At 43.1% G+C, this 23664-nt stretch carries 5 protein-coding genes; all 5 read right to left on the bottom strand.

Annotated elements, in window-relative coordinates:
* Positions 1-56 precede the first annotated feature (56 nt).
* Positions 57-1517, bottom strand: a complete 1461-nt coding sequence (locus FIB07_00705; GenBank protein NJD51370.1) for a lipopolysaccharide biosynthesis protein — start codon at positions 1515-1517, stop codon at positions 57-59.
* A 281-nt stretch (positions 1518-1798) separates the two neighbouring features.
* A complete protein-coding gene (locus tag FIB07_00700; protein ID NJD51369.1) occupies positions 1799-3073 on the bottom strand; it encodes a glycosyltransferase family 4 protein in 1275 nt (424 codons plus the stop codon).
* A gap of 162 nt (positions 3074-3235) precedes the next feature.
* Positions 3236-4606, bottom strand: a complete 1371-nt coding sequence (locus FIB07_00695; protein ID NJD51368.1) for a hypothetical protein — start codon at positions 4604-4606, stop codon at positions 3236-3238.
* 291 nt (positions 4607-4897) lie between these two features.
* Complete coding sequence (locus tag FIB07_00690; protein ID NJD51367.1) at positions 4898-8557, bottom strand: hypothetical protein; 3660 nt, start codon at positions 8555-8557, stop codon at positions 4898-4900.
* Between the two features lie 38 nt (positions 8558-8595).
* Positions 8596-23586 (bottom strand): DUF1349 domain-containing protein, encoded by a 14991-nt coding sequence (locus FIB07_00685; protein NJD51366.1) that lies wholly within the window; start codon positions 23584-23586, stop codon positions 8596-8598.
* Positions 23587-23664: the final 78 nt, after the last annotated feature.

The following is a 23664-nucleotide window of genomic DNA, read 5'->3' as shown; positions in this document are numbered from 1 at the left end:
ATTTTTGCTTTTATAATAAATTTAACGCATATTAAATGTTGTTAAAGTTAATATCATCATGAGATCAGGTTTGAATATAACATTCGAATGTCTTCTTTTAATCTGCCATTTGTCAGAATAAAAAGGATTAATACATACATAATAATTCCTGACAGGACTAGAAATATTAGATACAACAAAGGATATTTTGAAATAATATCATACATTTTTGTATATTCTTTAATTCCTATAATAAAAATTGCCATTAGAATTGCTGAGAAAAATGGTGGTATTAATATTTTGACAAAACTCTTTCCCTCTATTCCCAGAAATTTTACTGCAAGACTAAAACTAATAGGTGCGAAAATTAATCCGGAGAGAGAAACAAGAGATGCTACTCCAGTTAAACCAAAAATTTTTGCTGCAGGGATAATAAATAAAATTATTAAAAATAATTGCATTCCAACCAGTATTGTTGGTATATTGGGCTTTCCCATAGAAAGGTATAGACTGCTCGTTGCTGAAGAAAGTGAATAAACCAAGCCTGCAATACATAATATCTGTAAAGGTAAAATTGAGGGAGCCCATTTTTCTCCGAGTACTATCTTTACAAATTCCGGGGCGATTGCAAAGATACCAAGTGTAATAGGTATGGTGATGATAGAGGTATATTTCAGGGTTTTTAAAAATGCATTTCCCAGTCTGGGAATATCATTACTGATATTTGAAAATGTTGAAAACAGGACTTTATCAAATATTACAACTATCTGCCTGGATGAAAAGGTTGCCCAGGTATAAGCTATTATGTAATATCCCACAACTGTTGGTCCTATTAGCTTTCCTAAAACGGTATAAATTAAATTATCAAAAGCTAAAATTATAAATCCGGTTGCCATTACGTACTTTCCATAGTTGAAAAGTTCTTTTGCTATTTTTTTATCTAATTGTAAATGGAATTTCCATGGGTTTATTATCCAGAAAATGATAGAAGAGACTACCCCTTGTATAATTCTGCCATATACAAGACTCCAAAAAGAATAGCCGCTATACGCCATGAAAATTGCCACTCCGGAATATGAAATAGTGCCTAAAAAACCGGATATAACGATCTTTTCGAACCTGAGTTCCTTTGTCAATTTCGTATTAGGTATAAAATTGAAATTTTCAATTATAATAACAATCGCAGAAATTTTCAAGATTGAGGAAATTACCTGGTCTTTAAAAAAATTTGCCCATAGAGGAGCGACAATATAAACTACACCAAAAAGAAGAACACTCATTATTAACCTAATAGAAAATCCGGTCCTTAAGGAGTCTTCAACGTTTTCCTTTCTTTGAATTACTGCACTGGACATTCCAAAATCTTTTAATCCATCAACTAATGTAATCAATATACCGGCTATTGCGACAATGCCAAAATCCGATGGCGAGAGTAGTCGAGCCAGGATAATCAGGGTTACTAAATTGAGAATTTTTCCAAAAACCTGAAATGAACCAACAGCACTTATATTTTTCAACGTTTTTTTTGTTAAGGACATAATTATACTCCTCTCTAACTCAGGATATTGTTGGCAATTTCTCAGCGACCCGTTTATTGGATAATCCCGGTTTCATAAGATACCTTACGAGAAAGCAATTCAAAGGCAGAATTTAGTTCTTTGGAAATTTCTTATAAAGGCAAATTTATAGTCTATTATGTTGAGACTCTATATATATTATATAGCAACAAATCTCTTAATAAGGAGAAAACATTAGCTATTGGAATGAAAAGAAATCCTGCCCTTTTTCGGACCCATATATCCTGAATCCATATTTATATCTATATCTGATGACCATCCAAAATTTTTTCATAATTATGTAATAAATTCTCAACCACCCTGTCCCATGAAAAAATTTCAATCACCCGCTGTCGGCCTGCCTTCCCCATCTTCTCCCTCAATTCATCATCTGAAATAAGCTTTAATATTGCACTGGCTAAACCACCCGCATCATCCCGTTCAACCAGTAATCCGGTCTTACCATCTTCCACAATTTCGGTTATTCCTCCTCCGCGCGTCGTAATTACCGGAATCTCACAGGCCATAGCTTCAATAATGGGCATTCCAAAAGGCTCATCCCAGACCGAAGGAAATACAAATATATCAGCGTTTAAATAATAAGCTCTTAACTGTGATTGCGCAATATTGCCCGGGAAATTTATGTGATTTGCCAGATCCTTAGGCATTTTATCCCGAAGTTGGGTGAAATAACTGCTGCCTGAGCTTTTATCGTAGAATAACGCCAGCCTGGATACTTTTTCATCGTCCTCTACACGAATGATAAACTCAAATGGTGTTTCGGCATCAGGACCAACGGCATCAAGCTGTATTTCAGGAAATTTTTCTACAACCGTCTTAAGAGCCTCTAATAATACATGCACGCCTTTTTCCGGCGAAATCCTGCCCACAAACAGCAATTTTTTAATATCATTGTTTTTCGTGGGGTTTTTATCATATTTTGCCGGGAAATTGTTAATATCAGCGCCATTATAGACGGTCTGGCACCGGCTTGCAAATTGAGGGAAACGGCATCGGATATTTTCAGTAATGAAATCACTGCAGCCAAGTACTAAATTGGCCTTACTGAGCCTTTTTCCAATAACGCTTTTATCAAGCTGCGCCATCCAATCACATTCCATATGCAGGACGATCTTGAGTCCGGGATTTAAAGCACGGATAACTGGAATAAACTGGGAAAAATTGTAGATATGAACGATATCGCATCTCTGCTTCCTCAGGTCGTTTGCTACCTGCAAAATATATCCAAGATAATACAACCTGGATAGGAACATAGGTTGTTTAACCGGACGAAGCTTTGAAAATGGAGAAATAAATTTCAGCAGGAACTTCCTATCAAAATAAGTAGGTATTTGTAAATATTCTATTTTATCTTCCCATTTTTCTTTCTTCCGGATGCCTGGTCCGGGTGAATAAACAATGACATTATGGGAACCAGCCAATCGGCGTGCAAACTCGTATGTTATTATCTCAATCGAACCCCGTGAGGATGGTGGAAACATCTGGCCGATAGGTTGATTGATAATTGCTATTTTCATTCTACCAACTGTTTTCCCTGTTTTTAGTGAACTATGTTCTTATATATAGACTATCTTATATAGATATCTGTGAATGCAGTACTTTCCGAATACCCTGAAGCACCTTCAGGGTAGCTCAGCGATATACATTCCAGTACAATAATTCCATGATATAATTCAACCTCAGGGCCATACTGGTTGCCCGCCATTAGGCGGCACTATTATAGCAGTATACCGTACCTTCATCGGATAATACAGGCTGAAGTCTTCGCCATCAAATGGCCCAAAAGGAGGTCTATATCGATTATCTACCGGCATACCATATCTATCTTTAACAACGAGCATCCGTTCAAGAAGCTGCCTGCTCCAGTCGATTTTGTAATACTGGTACAATGATGTCATTGGCTGGCTGGCATAATAGGTACCTGTGCTGTTGAACTTCTGGTAATTTGTACAGGCATGTTTTGATGCTATAAGTGCATCCTGGAATAAACACATCTGATAATTTACAATTTTCGTGCTTGGTTTGGTGATTACCTGTAGCCTCGAATAGATTGTTCCACCTGCGTAATTTACAGGAGAAACAAGATTACTCGGGATATTGCCAACGCCGAAGAACGAGAATGCCCTCGTATTCGTATTGTGGATATAGTTCACATCAATTATAACAAGCTGTCTGGTATTGGATGATGCTTTAACAGTCAGGATCGCCTGGTTGCTGGTAACGCTTCCCTTTGCATTTGTCACTTTGACCCTGTATGCTGCCCCATTATATGATAGAGTCGCGGAAGGGGTTGTGTACGATGCGCCTGTCGCACCCGGGATATTTGTCCCATTCTTCTGCCACTGATACGCCAATGGCGCTGTGCCCGTGGCCGCAACGCTGAATGTAGCGGTCTGTCCCACTGTAATTGTCCTGCTAACTGGCTGGGTAACAATTGTCGGTGGTGCTTGTGTATCAAGGGAAACTTTCGTAAGAACAACATCATCAAGGTAATACTGATCAGAAGCAGCATCGTAAGGTGCCAGCCAGAACATCAGGCGGCCATCGCTCACTGTTGTGGAAAAACCAGTTGTAGTAAACTGAATTGAGTATTGTTTCCATGAAGTTCCAAGGTTAACTTCATAGCCCGACAAACCATAATTGGTATAGGGAGAGCCGTGCTTCAGAAGAGAAATAGAAAGATCATGGCCTGTGTTAGAATATGCCTTAAAGCTCAGGTTGTATTTAGAGTTGGGATCAAGCACCAGGCCTTTCTGAAATAACTGGACATTTGTCCCTGGTGAGGATATCGTTATATGGCCTGCATAAGTACCCACGATGCCAGGAGCGTTATTTAAGAATTTTCCTGCCCCATTCGTATAGAAGGACCAGGGAGAGATGCCTGACTCAAATCCCGGATTTATAAGAATGTTGACCGACGTGGCAGAAGATATACCCGGTATTGCCAGTATTAAAATACATAGAAATCCGAGATACCTTTTTATCCATTCCAGTTTTATTCGTAAAATTCCTGTTTCCGCTATATAAGACCCATCATTTTTCTTTAGCATTTTCTATCTCTTCCTGTTTATCTAATCAAAGATAGTTGACAGTTCAATATTATTATCTATTAAATATTTCGACAATTTTTTTGGTTTATATGGCGTTTTTAAAGTTTATTAAGTCATATTCAGTAATTTAATTGGCTAATATCATTTTATTTTAATATCAGGACTTAAAATTGATCATATGCCGGATATTTTGAGCTTATAGGTTATATTTCCATGAGATAAGTTTTTAAATTTCGATGTTTTATACGGTTTTCTGAATATTCTCCTTTGCGGGACTGCCAACAATTAAATCTAATTGTCCCAAACCGGCTGTCCGCCGCCCGGCGGTACTACTATGGCAGTATATCTTACCTGCATCGGATAATATAGACCTAAGTTTCCGCCATCAAATGGCCCAAAAGGAGGTCGATATCGAGTATCTACCGGCATACCGTTTTTATCTTTTACGACAAGCATCCGGTCAAGGAGTTTCCTGTCCCATGAGATATTGTAATATTGATACAATGATGTCATTGACTGACTGGCATAATAGGTGCCTGTGCTGTCGAACTTCATGTAATTTGTACAGGCATGCTTCTCTGCTACAATTTTATCCTGGAATAGACATAACTGGTAATTTACAGTTTTCGTGCTTGGTTTGGTGATTACCTGAAGCCTCTGATAGATTGTTCCACCTGCGTAATTTATAGGTGAAACCAGGTTACCCGGGATATTGCCAACGCCGAAGAATGAGAACGCCATCGTAACATTATTGTGGGTATAATATTCATCAATTATAACAAGCTGGTTGGGATTGGACGGTGCTTTAACAGTCAGAGTTGCCTGGTTGCTGGTAACGCTTCCCTTTACGTTTGTCACTATGACAGAATACAGCGTCCCATTATCAGATTGGGTCACGGGAGGGGTCGCATACCACGCATTGGTAGCACCGGGTATGGATACATCATTCTTCTGCCACTGGTAGGATAGGGGTAATTGGCCTGTAGCACCGACAGTGAATGTTGCTGTTTTTCCCGATGTAACTGAAATGCTTGAAGGCTGCGTTACAATGATCGGTGGGCTTACACTGTCAAATTGTTCCACCATGCCTGTAGTAATACCCAGATCCTTATATGCTGAGTAAACGGTCTTCGAGCCTGGTGCAAACTCTGTCCCGTCCATAAGACCCATTGTGAAATGCTGCGGACCGGATTGTGGCGAAATTGTAGGAGTCATTGAATAAGTCCTGCCAAAACCAAAGACTACCATTGAGCCTCCGGTATCAGTCATCGGATGGTATTCATCAATTAATGAGTCATCCTCATGGTGCGATAGGAACAGGGAGCGATTCACATTCGGATCACTGAAATAAACCCATTCGTCCGTGGGGATGTCAAGATTAACTCTCACAGAGAGCAGGGTCTTTTGATTGTTTGACCTGACCATGAAATCCGTATTTTGATCTAAGGACCCACCTGGAGTACCCTCGTAGAGCCACCAGTAGGTGCCACCTGCTTTCACTATGGTATTTGTAGCATATCCTGGATAGAAGTCCCAGAGACTTTCCCATAGTCCGTTATTTGTGACTGACCTTACCCTGATCTTTAGCGGTCCCTGTGAGACTATACTGCTTGTTCCTGTTGTCCAGCCAGGGTGAAAAATACCATTAGCATAAACATTGGGAATGCCGCGGTATCCCCCTCCTGCACTGGTCCAGGGAGTCGGATGGAAATTGATCCAGTCATTATTTGATGCATCCACAAGACTTGACAAACCGCCTGCCTGTTTCTGGAAATAATAAGTGCTTCCGGCTGCCCCTATCTGATAGCTTAACTGCCCTTCATCAGAGACATTATCGGTAAGTGTAACCTGTGGAGTCACAGACAGGGGGGAATAAGGTATGCCTGCCAGGCCAAAGTAAACCTGGTAATACCTGTTAGCGTTTGCCTGTGTCTTTCCAGTCATGATGAAAACGACAGTCCCGGTCGCTTTTGTAGCTGGATCAAAGTCAGGGTCTTTATCGAACTGGAACGGGACCGTAGAGCTCAACACCACGCCCAGGCTATCTGTCTCAACAACCCGTAATGAGTTCTCATCAAAGGTGCCAGCCTGTCCAAGTATGTTAAGCATGTTGGTAAAGTTTAAACTCACTTCAACTGGTTTTTCAGATCGTTCGTACTGTGTGGCATTAACTATCACAGGTATGCGGAAATTGCGCTGTGCATCCCACCACTGTAAATCAGCTTCAACTACTGACAGTGTTACCTCATTGCTTGTCGCGCTTCCATAACCGTTTGACACTACAACACTGAACTTGGTGCCGTTATCCGGTAAGTAAACGGCAGAAGTTGTGTACGAAGAACCGGTTGCATTCGCTATGTCCACACCATTCTTCTTCCATTGGTAACTCAATGGCGGGGTTCCGCCTGCCGCAACACTGAACATCGCTGTTGACCCATTCAATACAGTTGTATTTACAGGCTGCATTGTTATGATTGCTGGCAGCGGTGTATCTTCAGGAACAACAGGAGAAGAGGTATCAAAGAAATAGTCGACAAGACTGGTAAAGGCAGGACTGTTGCTGCTGCTGCTTCCTGCATTCCCGGCGAACGGTCCTGCAGAATTCACTGTTAATACATAACTGAAATCAGCAGCAAGAATCCAGTTCACACCGTCGTTTGAGTAAAACTGTTTCCAGTTGTTCCCTGTCCTGTTAATTTTCATATACATGGGATTACTTTGAGGAATCCTGAGGTTGTATCGCACTGAGGGAGATCCTGCATTAACACTTAATGCGAATATATTGGTTGTTGCTGATGTTGCCGAATTACTGTTAAAATCAAACCTGATGTAATTGCTGCTATCCTGCTCGATAATTACTCCCTGGCTCTGATATGGGGATGCCGTCACGGATTGGAATTTTAACTCTGTCTCAAAATTTTTATTGTCGATAGACTGCATTACACGCGGAGCATTGTTCGTTATCCAGGCATCATGTGATAGACCTCCGGGAACAGCGATAGATAACAGTGCATCCTGTGTGCCATTACCAATAACAGTAATTGTAGCATCGCCTCTTGGATTTATCGGCTTCCAGACCGAAGCATTCAGGGTGAAAGCATTGAAATCATCAGAAACGATGTTCCTGGTCGAAACTTCAGTTACCGACAGTGTTGCTTCATCGCTTGTCACGTTTCCATAAGCGTTTGACACTATTACCTGATATACTGTCCCATTATCTGATATGGTCGCGGGAAGCGTTGTATACAATGCGCCTGTGGCACCGGTGATGTTTGTCCCATTCTTCTGCCACTGGTACGTCAACGGCGCTGTGCCCGTGGCCGCAACGCTGAATGCAGCGGTCTGTCCCGCTGTAATTGTCTGGCTAACTGGCTGGGTAATAATTGTCGGCGGTACTTGCGTGTCCTGGGAAACTTTGGTGAGAACAACATCATCAAAGTAATACTGATCAGAAGCAGCATCGTATGGTGCCAGCCAGAACATCAGGCGGCCATCGCTCACTGCTGTGGAAAAACCAGTTGTATTTATCTGGACTGAATATTCAGCCCATGAAGTGCCAAGGTTCACCACATAGTTCGATAATCCATAATTGGTATAGGGGGAGCCCTGCTTCCGAAGCGAAATAGAAAGATCGTGGCCTGTGTTAGAATATGCCTTAAAGCTCAGGATGTATTTAGTTTTAGGATCAAGCACAAGGCCTGCCTGATATAACTGGACATTGGTTCCCTGCAGGGAAATTGTAATATGACCTGCATGCGGGCTTCCTGCACCTTGCGCATCGTTCAAAAATTTGGCTGCCCCATTGGTATAGAAGAGCCAGGGAGAGGTACCCGACTCAAATCCCGGATTAGAAACTGCATTCAGTGGCTCTGCTGATAATGGACTTACCTGGATTGCAAGGAACAGGACGCTGATTAACAAGCATCCTGTGTATCTTTTCATTAAGCTCATCTTTGTTCCTCAATTTATTTTTCTATTTACAGTTCACATCAGGTTACTTTTTCCAACCTGATGTCGTCGAAGTAATAAGTCTCTCCTTTTGCTGCAAAACTGACAAACCAGAACCGTATTCTTCCATCTTTCACTGTCCCGGAGAAACCGCTTGTGTTAAATTCAGTGATGAAGGACTGCCAGCTGCTATTAAGATTAAACGTTTTGGATAAACCATAGTTGGTGTATGGTGAAACGTCCTTAAGCAAATTCACAGTCACATCATGTCCCGCGGTTGAATATCCTGCAAAACTCAGCCGATAGCGAGTATTCGGTTCCAGAGTCCTTCCTGTCTGGTATGTCTGCATATTCGTACCAACAGTGGTGAAAGCAATTTTTAATGCGTTGCCAGTTCCGTCATAACCAGGAGGTGCTGCACTATAAGTCCATGCTCCGTTCGTGTAGAAACTCCATGATGTGGTTCCCGATTCAAACCCGCCATTGCTGACCAGATTTGGCTGCATGGATACGGTTGTGAACTGCCAGGTAACCGATGCCGCCATACTATTACCAGCTATATCTTTCGCACCTGTCCCGACTGTTACATTGTAGACAGTATTGTAGGAAAGGTTCGTGGGCGGCGTATATTTCATGGTGTTGCCGCTCCAGTTGAAAGTCCCTCCTGAAATATCAGGAATCACGGAGAACGCTGACTCAGCAGATGATTTATTCATCGCTTCGCTAAAGGTCACATCTATCGAGGAAAGGACTGGAACATTTGTTCCACCGGGTGTTTTACTGATCACCGAGGGCGCAAATGTATCAGGAATCGTTGTGAACTGCCATGAATATGCAGGCAGCATATTATTTGCCATGTCCTTTGCGCCGGTTCCAATTCCAACAGAATAGGGTGTATTATATGAAAGATTCAAATCCGGGGTATAGGTCATATTATTTCCTATCCAGCTGAAACTTCCATTTGTAGCCGGATTCGTTGAGAAGGATGATATTACCGATGACTGGTTCATCTCTTCGCTGAAATTCACTGTTATCCGCGCGGTCACAGGAACACCCGTTCCGATGGGCGAATTCCCGGTGACCGATGGCGGCGTCAGATCCTGTTCTTTTGTAGTAAACGCCCATTTATACTGGGATGACATATTATTGCCATACAGGTCCTTTGCACCGGTTCCGATCGTGATATTGTAGGTTGTGTTAAACCCAAGGCTCGAACCCGGAGTATAGGTCATATTGTTCCCTATCCAGCTGAAAGTCCCTCCTGAAATATCAGGAATCACGGAGAACGCTGACTCAGCAGCCGATTTATTCATCGCTTCGCTGAAGGTGACACCTATCTTCGTTGTATAAGGAACACCTGTTCCTGAGGGCGAATTCCCGATAACCGCCGGGGGTATTAAATCCGCCGGGATTGTAAGCACCGCTTCATTGCTTGGAACGCTGCCGAATTCATTGGTCACTATGACACGGTATCTGGAACCATTGTCTGCCGGTGTCGTCGATGGAGTAGTATAGGTCTGGTTGTGCTCACCATTGATATTCACGCCGTTCTTCTGCCACTGGTAGTATAACGGTGCCTGTCCTGATGCCACAACACTAAATGTGGCATTCGACCCTATAGTAACTGTCTGATTCACGGGCTGGGTCGTAATAACCGGAGGATTATCCCACACAGGCTGTCCGCCGCCCGGCGGTACTATTATGGCAGTATATCTCACCTGCATCGGATAATAGAGATACAGGTTAGGCCAGCCGCTCCAATTTCCGTCAAATCCGTATCGGGTATCAACAGGCCAGCCAGTTAAATCTTTAACAACAAGCATCTGGTCAAGAAGTTTCCTGTCCCATGAGATATTATAATATTGATACAATGATGTCATTGACTGACTGGCATAATAGGTACCTGTGCGGTTGAACTTCTGGTAATTTGTACAGGCATGCTTTGATTCTACAATCTGGTCCTGGAATACACACATCTGATAATTTATAACTTTCGTGCTTGGTTTTGTGATTACCTGTAGCCTCGAGTAGATTGTTCCGCCTGCATAATTTATAGGCGAGACCAGGTTATCCGGGACATTAGGTTTACCAAAGTATGAGAACGCCATCGTATAATTATTGTGGGTATAGTTTACATCCATTATGATCAACTGGTTGTTATTGGACGATGCCCCGATCCTCAGGGTTGCCTGGTTGCTGGCAACGCTTCCTTTATCGTTTGTCACTATGACCGAATATAGCGCCCCATTATCTGATTGGGCCGTGGGAGGCGTAGTATATGATGCGCCTATCGCATCCGGGATGTCTGCTCCATTCTTCTTCCACTGGTAAGATAGAGGTAATTGACCTATGGCACCGACACTGAATGTTGCTGTTTTTCCCAGTGTAACCAAACTATCTGCAGGCTGTGTTACAATGATTGGTGGGCTTACACTGTCAAATTGTTCTACCATGCCTGTCGTAATACTCAGATCCTTATATGCTGAGTAAATGGTCTTTGAGCCTGGTGTAAACTCTGTCCCGTCCATAAGACCCATTGTGAAATGCTGCGGACCGGATTGTGGCGAAATAGTAGCAGTCTGGGAGTAAGTCCTGCCAAAACCAAAGACTACCATTGAGCCTCCGGTATCCGTCATCGGATGGTATTCATCAATTAATGTATCATCCTCATGGTGTGAGACGAACAGGGAACGATTCACATTCGGATCACTGAAATAAACCCATTCATTTGTGGGAATATCATCATTTGTTCTCACAGAGAGCATGGTCTTCCTATTATCAGATCTGACCATGAAATCCGTATTTTGATCTAAGGACCCACCGGGAGTACCTTCGTAGAGCCACCAGTAGGTGCCACCTGCTTTCACTATAGTGTTTGTAGCATATCCGGGATAGAAGTCCCAGAGACTTTCCCATAGTCCGTTATTTGTGACTGACCTTATTCTGATCTTTAGCGGTCCCTGTGAGACTATACTGCTTGTACCTGTTGTCCAGCCAGGGTGGAAAATCCCGTTAGCATAAACATTGGGAATGCCGCGATATCCCCCTCCTGCACTGGTCCAGGGAGTCGGATGGAAATTGATCCAGTCGTTATTTGATGCATCCACAAGACTTGACAAACCGCCTGCCTGTTTCTGGAAATAATAAGTGCTTCCGGCTGCCCCTATCTGATAGCTTAACTGCCCTTCATCAGAGACATTATCGGTAAGTGTAACCTGTGGAGTCACAGATAGAGGGGAATAAGGTGTGCCTGCCAGGCCAAAGTAAACCTGGTAATACCTGTTAGCGTTTGCCTGTGTCTTCCCGGTCATGATGAAAACGATAGTCCCGGTCGCTTTTGTAGCTGAATCAAAGTCAGGGTCTTTATCGAACTGGAACGGGACCGTAGAGCTCAGCACCATACCCAGGCTATCTGTCTCAACAACTCTTAACGAATTCTCATCAAAGATGCCCGTCTGTCCCAGTATGTTAAGCATGTGGGTAAAGTCCAGGCGCGCTTCAACGGGTTTTTCAGATCGTTCGTACTGTGTGGCATTAACTATCACAGGTATGCGGAAATTGCGCTGTGTATCCCACCACTGCGAATTAGCTTCAATTACTGACAGCATCGCCTCATCGCTTGTTGCGCTTCCATAACCGTTTGACACCACGACACTGAACTTGGTGCCGTTATCCGGTAAGTAAACGGTAGGAGTTGTGTACGAAGAACCGGTTGCATTCGCTATGTTCACGCCATTCTTCTTCCATTGGTAACTCAACGGCGGGGTTCCGCCTGCCGCAACACTGAACATCGCTGTTGATCCATTCAATACAGTTGTATTTACAGGCTGCATTGTTATGATTGCTGGCAGCGGTGTATCTTCAGGAACAACAGGAGAAGAGGTATCAAAGAAATAGTCGATAAGACCGGTAACTGCGTTCCCCGTATTCGCAAGATAAGGTCCTACTGAGGTCACAGTCAATACCTGGCTGAAGCTGGGTGCAAAGATCCAGTTCACACCATCATATGAATATGATTGCAGCCACTGGTTGCCTATCCTTTTTACCCGTAAGAATATTGGATTATTTGGATTTATCTGGATATCGGTTTTTATACTTGCAGACCCGCTGATAATGCTTGCCGCGAATAGTCTCGTTCTTGTTGCCTCCCTGACAAAATCAAACCGCAGGTAGTTGTTGCTATCCTGCTGTACAATCAATCCCTGGGTCTGTAAATCTGATGTCGGGGTCTGGAACTTCACCTCTATCTCAAAATCCTTATTTGGGGCTGGCTGCATGATTCTCGGTGCCGTATTTTGTAACCATGCACTATGTGATAGGCCAGCCGGCAGGGTAATAGATAATAATGAATCAGAAGTCCCATTCCCTGTTATGGCAAATGTCGCATCACCCAGTGGATTAACTTTGGTCCACAGCGATGTGTTCAGGGAGGGAGCATTGAAATCATCCGATTTAATGCCAGGCGCAGTCACCAGAGTCGTAAAGCTCAGGTCTGCTGTACTGGCGGAATTACCTGCTGTATCTGTGGAATTGATACGATAGTGGTATTGCGTCCCGGCTATCAGACCTGTCAGGGTAATCGCATGAGACGTCGTTAATGTTCCGTCAACAACACTGCCATTCTCATAAGCTGCGCTTTGTCCATAGGAAACGTTGCTTGTTGCCGATTCATCCGTATTCCACCTGATAATTGCCGAGGACACATCCGGCATAGATACAACATTACTTATGGCCGGTGGTGTGGTATCAATATCAAACGGCCCGGGTTTGATACTAACATTTCCTATGCTTACGTCTGCATTATGAACCATAAGCACAACAGAACCATTTTTCAATTCACCCGGAATTCCGGAACCGCTGATAGTCCACTCAGAAGGCTCAAATGTGCCCTGTTCCCATACCTTAAGGGAATAGATTGAATTTAAACCAACTGTCTGCACCCTCATCTTGAAGATATAGGGGATACCAACTGTAAGTTTCTTTCCACTTGTATCATCTGCAATTATACTGCCACCATTTCCCTGGATTTGCAGCCTGTAATTATTTGATCCGACATATGAATAGCCTGCTAAGGCTCCCAGTGGCCACCAGCCGTTTCTGGGCTGCTTGCCATTCCAATCATAATGACCCTTCCATCTAACGGTGAAACCGATAAAATTTCCCATAGGGTTGGTAGCCAAGGGAGAGTTAAGAGTCATCGGAGCTGTGATCTCATAATCGTCCCATGTCATATTACCAATAGCGACCAAACGGTCATAGCCAATGGGGGAACGGATACTGTTAGCTTCTAAAGTCCATTTTCCATCAACAACCTGGGCTACATCCTGGATATTGGTAACATCGCTCCAGTTGATAGAGTAAGTTCTCGGCCAGGAGTTGTTACAGGAATACTGGACTGTCATCAATTCGTTTTTCACGTTTCCTGCGCCATCAGCAGCCCTGATTTCTATCTGATTGTTCCCACACAAGAGGTCTATATAGTTGATCTCAATATTGAAATCACCTCTGGACTGGAGACGCATGCCATCAGGCCCTACTGTAAGAGGCCGGGCACTTCCCCCGTTCAGGGAATAATTCATTGAGACAACCCCGGACTCATCATTGACATTGCCAAGAATGTTCACCCACTGCTGGGGGACGCCAATTTGTCCGAAGCTCTGCGGGTTTCCATACCAGAGGGAAATGCCGGGAGGATTATGATCAGTATTGTCTTCAGGTACCACAGGGGATGATGAATTGAAGAAATAATCGATCTTAGCGTTAAATGCAGGTGCCGGGCTTCCCGCGTTACCTGCGTATGGACCTACAGTGTTCACCGTTAATACTTGAGCGAAATTCGCGGCAAGAGTCCAGTTGTTCCCATCGTATGAGTAATACTGTTTCCACTGATCTCCTGTCCTGTTAATCCTGAGGTACAGGGTATTGCTTGAAGTTATCAGGCTGTTGATTCTCTGGGTAGCGGATCCCGATGCAAAACTTGCAGCATAGATTTTTGTTGCAGTTGCAGAAGATCTAATGAAATCAAATCTCAGATAGTTGCTGCTATCCTGTTCTACTATTATTCCCTGTATCTGTGTCGCCGACGTCATTACAGACTCGAATTTCGCCTCGATCTGGAAATCCGTGTTGTCTGCGGTCTGCATTACACGCGGGGCATTGTTCGTTGTCCATGCATCGTGTGTAGTACCACCAGGTACGTTGATACTCAACGATGCATTTCCTGAACCTGCGCCTGTTATGGTAATTGTCGCATCACCCAGTGGATTGATGGACGTCCAGTTCGAGGTATCCAGGGGGAAGACATTGAAATCATCAGAAATGATGTTCCTGACTGTAAGCTTTGATGAATTACTGGTAGCCGTTCCCAGGGAATTTGTTACTGTAACGCTGTAAACAGCTCCGTTATCTGCCATTGTTGTTGCCGGGGTTGTGTAGGACGGACTGTTCGTACCAATGTTCACACCATTCTTCTTCCACTGGTATGAGAGGGGATTTGTTCCTGTAGCTACTACATTGAAGGTTGCTGTCTTCTTCAATTTTACACTCATATCGACCGGTTGTGTGGTGATGCCGGGTGCATTTTGCGGCAGGTAATTTGTAAAGTTCAGGTTGTTTACGTCTTTGTTTGAAATAGAGATCACAACGGATGTGTTGTTGCTGGCAATGTACCCAGGCTTTGTTTCTTCTGTTACTGTATATGTGCCCCTTAAAAGATCACGGAATACATATCGACCTGAAGAATCTGTCTTGGTGCTGTTTATCATTGACCCTGTTGTATTATTTAAAAGGTAGATATTCCAGTTTGATATACCCGGTTCACCGACATCCCAGATACCATTGTTGTTCTTATCCTCTATTACGAACCCGGAAATATTCAATTGCTTCGCAGCGGAATTTGTGAAGTTGATATTATCTATATCTTTGCCTGCTACGGTGAACACAACCGATGTGCTGTTCGTTGCAAAGTACCCGTCCTTTGTTTCTTCCTTTACTTTATATGTTCCATTTACGAGGTTATGGAATGCATATTTACCTGAAGGATCGGTCTTTATACTGGCGATCTCTACACCGGTGTTATTATTGAATAGGGATATATTCCAATCAGGTATCCCTGTTTCACCTGCATCCCATATGCCATTTTCGTTATTATCCTCGATATTGAATCCGGATACATTGGATCTTAATGCGTCTTCAGGGACAACAGGCGAATCGACATTGAAGAAATAATCAATAAGACCGGTGAAAGCCGGATTAGTTCCCGTATTCGCAATAAACGGACCTATGGCAGTCACAGTTAACGGAACATTGAAACTTGCTGGAACCGTACTATTCCAGTTTGTGCCGTCAAAGGAATATTTTTGTGTCCAGTTGTCTCCTACCCGTTTTACACGCATGTATAGAGGAGCGCCATTCTGAACCGCACCAATGGGCCTGCTCACTCTATTAAATGCAGATCCATTATTGAAATTAGCTGCAAATATAGTTATATTATTATTACCAGAGTTGAAGAAATCAAATCGAATGTAGTTGCGTTCATCCTGCTCGACGATGATCCCCTGCGTCTGGGAAGCCTTGTTTATCACGGATTTGAACATAACCTCGACTTCAAAATCATTGATATTGACATACTGCATTATCCTTGTAGCATTATTCGTTGTCCAGGGATTATGCTCTTTACCCGCAGGTATGGTAATGTTAAATAATACATCAGATGTACCGATGCCATCAATCCTGAATGACGAATCATTTTGCGGATCGATCTTTGTCCATAGCGAAGGATCCTGGTTTGGATTGCTGAAATCATCCGATACGATACCCAGTGGTTTATTTACGAAGTTCTGGTTTAAGATATCTCCGCCTGAAATCGTTATCTTGCGGGTTGAATCTGTGAGATTCTTCCAGCCTTTACGATTTTCTTCAGTTACATTGTAGGTGCCATTTATAAGATTTATAAACTTGTAGAAGCCCTCGTTATCAGTTGATGTGTTTATTGTCATCGATCCATTGGATATTGAGATATTCCAGCCAGAAATTCCAGTTCCAGCGTCTCCATTGATCTTATAACCCGATACATTATATGTATAAATTATTGGCTGGTTCCTGAAGTTCACGCTCAGATTATCCCTGCCATCGATAGTGATCTCCTGGGTCAGGGAAGTGATATTCCTCCATCCGGGTCTTACTTCTTCGGTTACATTGTATGTACCATTTACAAGGTCTTTGAATTCATAATAACCTGTACTATTAGTTGATGTTCTTATTGGCGTTGAGCCATTGGTTATCGTGATGTTCCAGCCGGCAATACCAGTATTGTCACTGGCATTGATCTTGTATCCTGAAAGGTTGTAGGTACGAACTATTGGTTTGTTAGTGAAATTTACATTGTAAATGTCATCATAATTAACTATGATCTCCAGTGAGAGCGGAGTGACATTTACCCATTCGGGTTTAATTTCTTCACTAACCGTATATGTGCCTTTTGTGATGTTCGTAAACTTGTAGGAACCGTCAATACCAGTTAATGTGCTAATCAGCATAGTGGAATTCGATATAGTGATATTCCAGCCAGACAGGCCAGCGTTATTGCTGGCATTGATCTTGAAACCTGATATATTGAATTTTGTACCTGGCAACGGGGGGTCTTCAGGGATGAGCGGAGATTTCGTATTGAAGAAATAATCTATATAACCGATATGTGCAGGTGCCGGGGTTCCAGCATTGCCTATAAAGGCTCCTACTGATGTCACCTTCAATATATATGCGAAATTGTAACCCGCTGTCCAGTTGGATCCGTCTTTTGAATAGTTCATCATCCACTGGTTTCCTGCCCTTTTCACACGCATGGTCAGATTAATCGGGTTTGGAGAACTCTTGTTAATAATATACATGGTCTTGGGTGTTCCTGCACCATTAGCAAAAGTAGCTGCAAATATTTTTAAATTAGTCACATCACTTTCAAAGTCAAACCTGATGAAATTTTTGCTGTCCTGCTGTATGATAACGCCCTCACTCTGGTACGTCTTGTTCAAGACTGACTGGAATTTGATCTCAATCTCAAAGTCCTTATCAGGAGCGTTCTGCATGATCCTCGGAGCATTATTTCCATACCAGATATCATGATCTAAACCCGAAGGGAACGAGATCTTTAACAATGCATCTTTGGTACCCGGACCTGTCATAGCAAGGGTTGCGTCATTTCTTGGATTGATAAATGTCCAGAGCGATGTGTTAAACGTTCCATCACTGAAATCATCAGAGACAATTTCAAGAGGTTTATTCATGAAGTTAACGTTCTGTACATTGCTGCCCAGTATCGTGCGACCCAGGGATAACGAAGTGACATTCAACCATTCCGGCTTGAGTTCTTCGGATATGGTGTAAGTACCATTCAAAAGGTCTGTGAATTCATAATAACCCGCATTATTGGTTATTGTTTTTATTGTTGCCGAGCCATTGGTTATCGTGATGTTCCAGCCCTGGAGTCCGGTATTGTCAATAGCATTGATCGTGTAACCTGAGAGCTTGTAGGTATAAACTCTTGGCTGGTTCCTGAAGTTCACGCTCAGATTATCCTTGCCATCGATAGTGATTTTCTGGGTCAGGGGGGTGACATTTACCCAGTCTGGTAGTTCTTCTTCAGTAACATTGTATGTACCATTTAAAAGGTCGGTGAATTCGTAGTAACCCATTACGTCAGTTGATGTTTTTATTGTTGCTGAGCCATTAGTTAGTGTGATGTTCCAGCCTTTAATTCCGGTATTGTCACTGGCATTGATCTTGTAACCTGAGAGTTTGTAAGTATTAATGGTTGGCCGGTTCGTGAAATTCTTAAATATGTCCTGGTCTATACCTTTGATTTCCCAGGACCTGGGTGAAACATTCGTCCATCCTGACCGCTGCTCTTCAAATACTGTGTATGTACCTTCAACAAGATCCTTGAATTCATAGGAACCATCCGGTCCCGTGAACTTATTTGCCTGGATTGAGCCATTAGTTATTGTGATGTTCCAGCCAGGGATCCCGCTGCCATCGCTGGCATTGATCTTATAGCCTGTCAAGTTGAATTTCGTTGGATCTTCAGGAACTATTATTGATTCCGTATTGAAGAAATAATCGATTTTACCTGTATATGCAGGCGGGAAGTATGGTAAGCCTGATTGTCCCACAAAGGGTCCAACAGATGTCACTTTTAATACATACGAGAATGAAGCGCCTGTAGTCCAGTTCATACCATCCGTAGAATAGTTCATTGTCCACTGGTCGCCTGTTCTTTTGATCCGCATGTAAAGAGGAGCAGGAGAGCCACTGATCGAAGTCGTCGATTTTACTTCAAATGATTCGTTGTCATTGGTGAGCGCTATTACATTTGTATTCAATAAATCCTGTTCAAAATTAAACCTGATTGATTTATTATTATCCTGCTGGATAATTACTCCTTCCATCTGATTCATTGTTGTCATCTGAGACTGGAATTTGACCTCTATCTCAAAATCCTTGTTACTTGCATTCTGCATGACCCGTGGTGCATTGAGGTTGCCATCCTTGAACTCATGCTGTGATGTATCGGGAACCGAAATGGATAATGATGCATTTTTAGTGCCTGTACCTGTTATGGAAATTGTTGAATCACCTAACGGATTGATAACTGTCCATAGCGCAGATTTAAGTGATGGAGAGCTAAAATCATCCGAAATAATAACAAGAGGTTTATTTGTAAAGTTAAAGTTTGTTACACTCTGGCCGTCAATTATGATTTCCCGGGATAATGGAGTAAGATTGACCCATTCCGGTTGCAGTTCTTCAGATATAGTGTACGAACCATTTAAAAGGTACGGGAAATTATAGAATCCTGTATCATTAGTCAAGACCGTTGTTTGTATCGCGTCACTCTTCAATGTAACATTCCATCCCGGGATTCCCCTGCCATCGCTTGCATTAATAATATAACCTGAAACGCTGTATTTTGATGGATCTTCAGGTGCTATTGGAGAGTTGGTATTGAAGAAATAATCTATAAGACCGGTATGTGCAGGCGCCGGGAATCCGGCATTGCCTACAAAGAGCCCTACTGATGTCACTTTCAGTGCATGAACAAAATTAAGACCCGGGTTCCAGTTTATACCATCTCTTGAATAGTTCATTGACCACTGGTTGCCCACCCTTTTCACACGCATGGCCAGATTAACCGGACTTGATGAACTGCTATTAATTATAATCATTGACTTTGGTGTCCCTGCACCATTAGCAAAAGTGGCTGCGAATATTTTTGTATAAGTCCCGTCACTTTCAAAATCAAACCTGATATAATTAAGGCTGTCCTGCTCTACTATAATACCCTCGCTCTGGTATTTCCTGTTCAAGATTGACTGCAACTTGATCTCGATCTCAAAATCCTTATCAGGAGCATCCTGCATGATTCTCGGAGCATTATTTCCATTCCAGACATCATGATCTAAACCCGAAGGGATCGAGATGTTTAACAATGCATCTTTGGTACCTGAACCCACCATGGTAAGGGTTGCATCATTTCTTGGATTGATAAATGTCCAGAGCGATGTGTTGAGCGTTTCATCACTGAAATCATCTGAGATAATTTCAAGGGGTTTATTCATGAAGTTAACGTTCTGTACATTGCTGCCCAGGATGGTGCGATCCAGGGATAATGGAGTGACATTTAACCATTCCGGCTTGAGTTCTTCGGATATGGTGTAAGTACCATTCAAAAGGTCTGTGAATTCATAATAACCTGTATTATTAGTTGTTGTTTTTATTGTTGCTGAACCGTTAGTTACTGTGATGTTCCAGCCCTGGAGTCCGGTGTTGTCATTGGCACTGATGATGTAACCTGAGAGCCTGTAGGTATAAACTCTTGGCCTGTTCGTGAAATTCACACTCAGGTTATCCTTGCCATCGATAGTGACTTCCTGGGTCAGGGACGTGACATTTATCCAATCCGGTAGTTCTTCTTCGGTTACATTGTATGTACCATTTACAAGGTCTTTGAATTCATAATAACCTGTATTATCAGTTGCTGTTTTTATTGTTGCCGAGCCATTGGTTATCGTGATGTTCCAGCCCTGGAGTCCGGTATTGTCACTGGCATTGATCTTGTAACCTGAGAGCTTGTAGGTATAAACTCTTGGCAGGTTTGTGAAATTCTGACGTATGTCCCGGTCTATACCTTTGATCTCCACGGACACGGGTGAAACATTCGTCCATCCTGGTCGCTGTTCTTCAAATACCGTGTATGTACCTTCAACAAGATCCTTGAATTCATAGGAACCATCCGGTCCTGTTAACTTATTTGTCTGGATCGAGCTATTGGTCAATGTAATGTTCCAGCCAGGTAACCCGCTGCCATCGCTGGCGTTGATCTTATAGCCTGTCAGGTTGAATTTCGTCGGATCTTCAGGAACTATTATTGATTCCGTATTGAAGAAATAATCGATTTTACCTGTATATGCAGGTGGGAAGTAGCCTGAACCGCTTTGCCCAACAAAGGGTCCAATAGATGCCACTTTCAATACATACGAGAATGAAGCGCCTGTAGTCCAGTTCATGCCATCTGTGGAATAGTTCATTGTCCACTGGTCGCCTGTCCTTTTAATCCGCATGAAAAGAGGAACAGGAGAGCCACTGATCGAAGTCGTCGACTTCAATTCAAATGACTGGTTATCAAAAGTAAATGACATTATATTTGTATTGAAATAATCTCGTTCAAAATTAAACCTGATTGATTTATTATTGTCCTGCTGGACAATTACCCCTTCCATCTGGTTCACTGATGTCATTTCTGACTGGAATTTGACCTCGATCTCAAAATCCTTGTTATTTGCTCTTTGCATAACTCGTGGGGCATCATAGTTCCCGATCTTAAATTCATGCTGTGACGTATCGGGAACCAGAATGGATAATGACGCATTCTTAGTACCTGTCCCTGTTACCGAAATAGTTGAATCATTTCGCGGATCAACAATGGTCCACAGCCCGGTGTCCAGTTCCCCGGCACTGAAATCATCCGAGATAACAGACGTTGTATAGATAACGATTGCCTTATTCGCACCCAGTGATCCTGCTGTGCCGGGGGAGGCAAGAGTCAGGACGGCAGTGTTGTTGGCACTGTCATTGATTGTTCCTCCGTTCAGGGTGAGCGCGGCGGTAGAAACATAATCCAGATCGCTTGAAACATCTTCTGGCTGGACATCATAATTGAAGGTTAGAGTATTGGTTCCTGAACCGCTGGAATAGATGGCCTGCCTGTCTGTTGTGCCTGTTTCAAGCTGGATATGTGGTGTACCGGTTACTGTTACCGATTCAGTGAATTTCACTGTGACAGCGATAGCCTGGCCCATGCTGAATGTTCCATTGGCTGCGGTAGAGGAGACTGTTGTTACTGCAGGTGCCACAGTATCTGAAGTAAATGTCAGTGTATTGGATGCGGTATTGCCATTCCCTGCTGTATCCTGGGCTGAGCCGGTTGGAACCTTGATCGTTACTATTACATCTGCACCGTCGGTTGGATTTGCGTTAAAGGTATAGGTTGTTCCTGATCCACTAAAGTTCTCTACTGTACCATTTGTAACTGTGACATCTCCTGATGCGAATCCTGTAACTGATTCACTGAAGGTTGCAATTACTGAGATCAAACCGCTGGTTGGATTAAGGGTTGAGGAGGTAAGTGTTACTGAGGGTGCAACTGTATTCGATGTATATGTCAGTGTATTGGATGCGGTATTGCTGTTGGTTGCTGCATCCTGGGCCACACCGGCTGGAACGTTGATTGCTACTGAAATGTTTGCCCCGCCAGTTGGAGTCACGTTAAAAGTGTAAATTGCTCCTGAGCCTGTAAAGTCACCTACAGTACCGTTTGATACTGTGACGTCTGTTGATATGAATCCTGTAACTGATTCACTGAACGTTGCGGTTACTGAGATAAGGCCGTTGGTTGGATTCGGGGTTGAAGAAGAAAGAACTAATGTCGGAGATACTGTATCTGAGGTATATGATAGCGTATTTGAGGCTGTATTGGTGTTGCCTGCTGTATCCCCGGCTGATCCTGCTGGCACGTTAACAGTTACTATTACACCTGCACCGTCGGTTGGATTTACATCAAAGGTATATGTTGTTCCTGATCCGCCAAAGTTCCCTACAGTACCGTTGGTCACTAAAAGATCTGTTGAATTAAAGCCCGTGACAGATTCGCTAAACGTTGCAGTTACTGAAATCAGGCCGTTAGTTGGATTCAGGGATGGGGAGGAAAGAATTACTGCCGGGGAAACTGTATCTGAGGTATATGACAGAGTATTTGAGGCCGTATTGTTGTTGGTTGCTGCGTCCCGGGCAACACCGGCCGGAATACCGATCGTTACCGTGATGCCTGCACCGTCGGTTGGATTTACATCAAAGGTATAGGTTGTTCCTGACCCGCCAAAGTTCTCTACACTACCGTTGGTCACTGAAATATCTGCCGGATCAAAGCCTGTAACTGGTTCATTGAAGGTTGCAGTTACCAGGATCAGGCTGTTGGTCGGGCTGGTTGTTCCTGATATAAGTTCAACTGTGGGTGCTATCGCATCTATCACAAAATCAGTGTTTGCACCCAGCGAACCTGGTGTACCCGGGGCGGGCAAAATGAGAATCGCATCGATGCCCGAACTATTCCGGATCGTTCCGCCATTTGTTGTGAGTGAGCCTATTGCGACATAATCAAGTTCGTTTGAGGCATCTCCTGCCTGGACGGTATAGTTGAAGATAAGTGTATCAGTGCCATTGCCACTGGAATATATGGCCTGTTGATCGGTTGTGCCTGTCTCAAGCTGGATTTCCGGATAACCGGTCACGTTTACTGGTTCACTGAAGGTTACGGTTATCGCTATTGTCTGGCCTGTTGTATAGGTCCCGTTGGCTGTGGTCGATGATACTCCGGTCACTGTGGCCGAATCTCCGCTTGCTGATACAGAAATAAATATAACTGCAGCTAAAATTAAAAATCCTAACAATAATATTGATTTCCTTCCTATTTTTTCGAACATAACTTCACCAGTTTTTTTATAATATGGTTCTTATCTAAACCAACCGAACCATACAAACCCCTCAAAAGATATAAATAT

The sequence above is a fragment of the Candidatus Methanoperedens sp. genome (genome assembly GCA_012026795.1).
In the GTDB taxonomy this organism is placed as follows: Archaea; Halobacteriota; Methanosarcinia; order Methanosarcinales; family Methanoperedenaceae; genus Methanoperedens.
The sequence above is the reverse complement of the archived record's forward strand: the minus strand, read 5'-3'. Positions and strand labels throughout refer to the sequence as shown.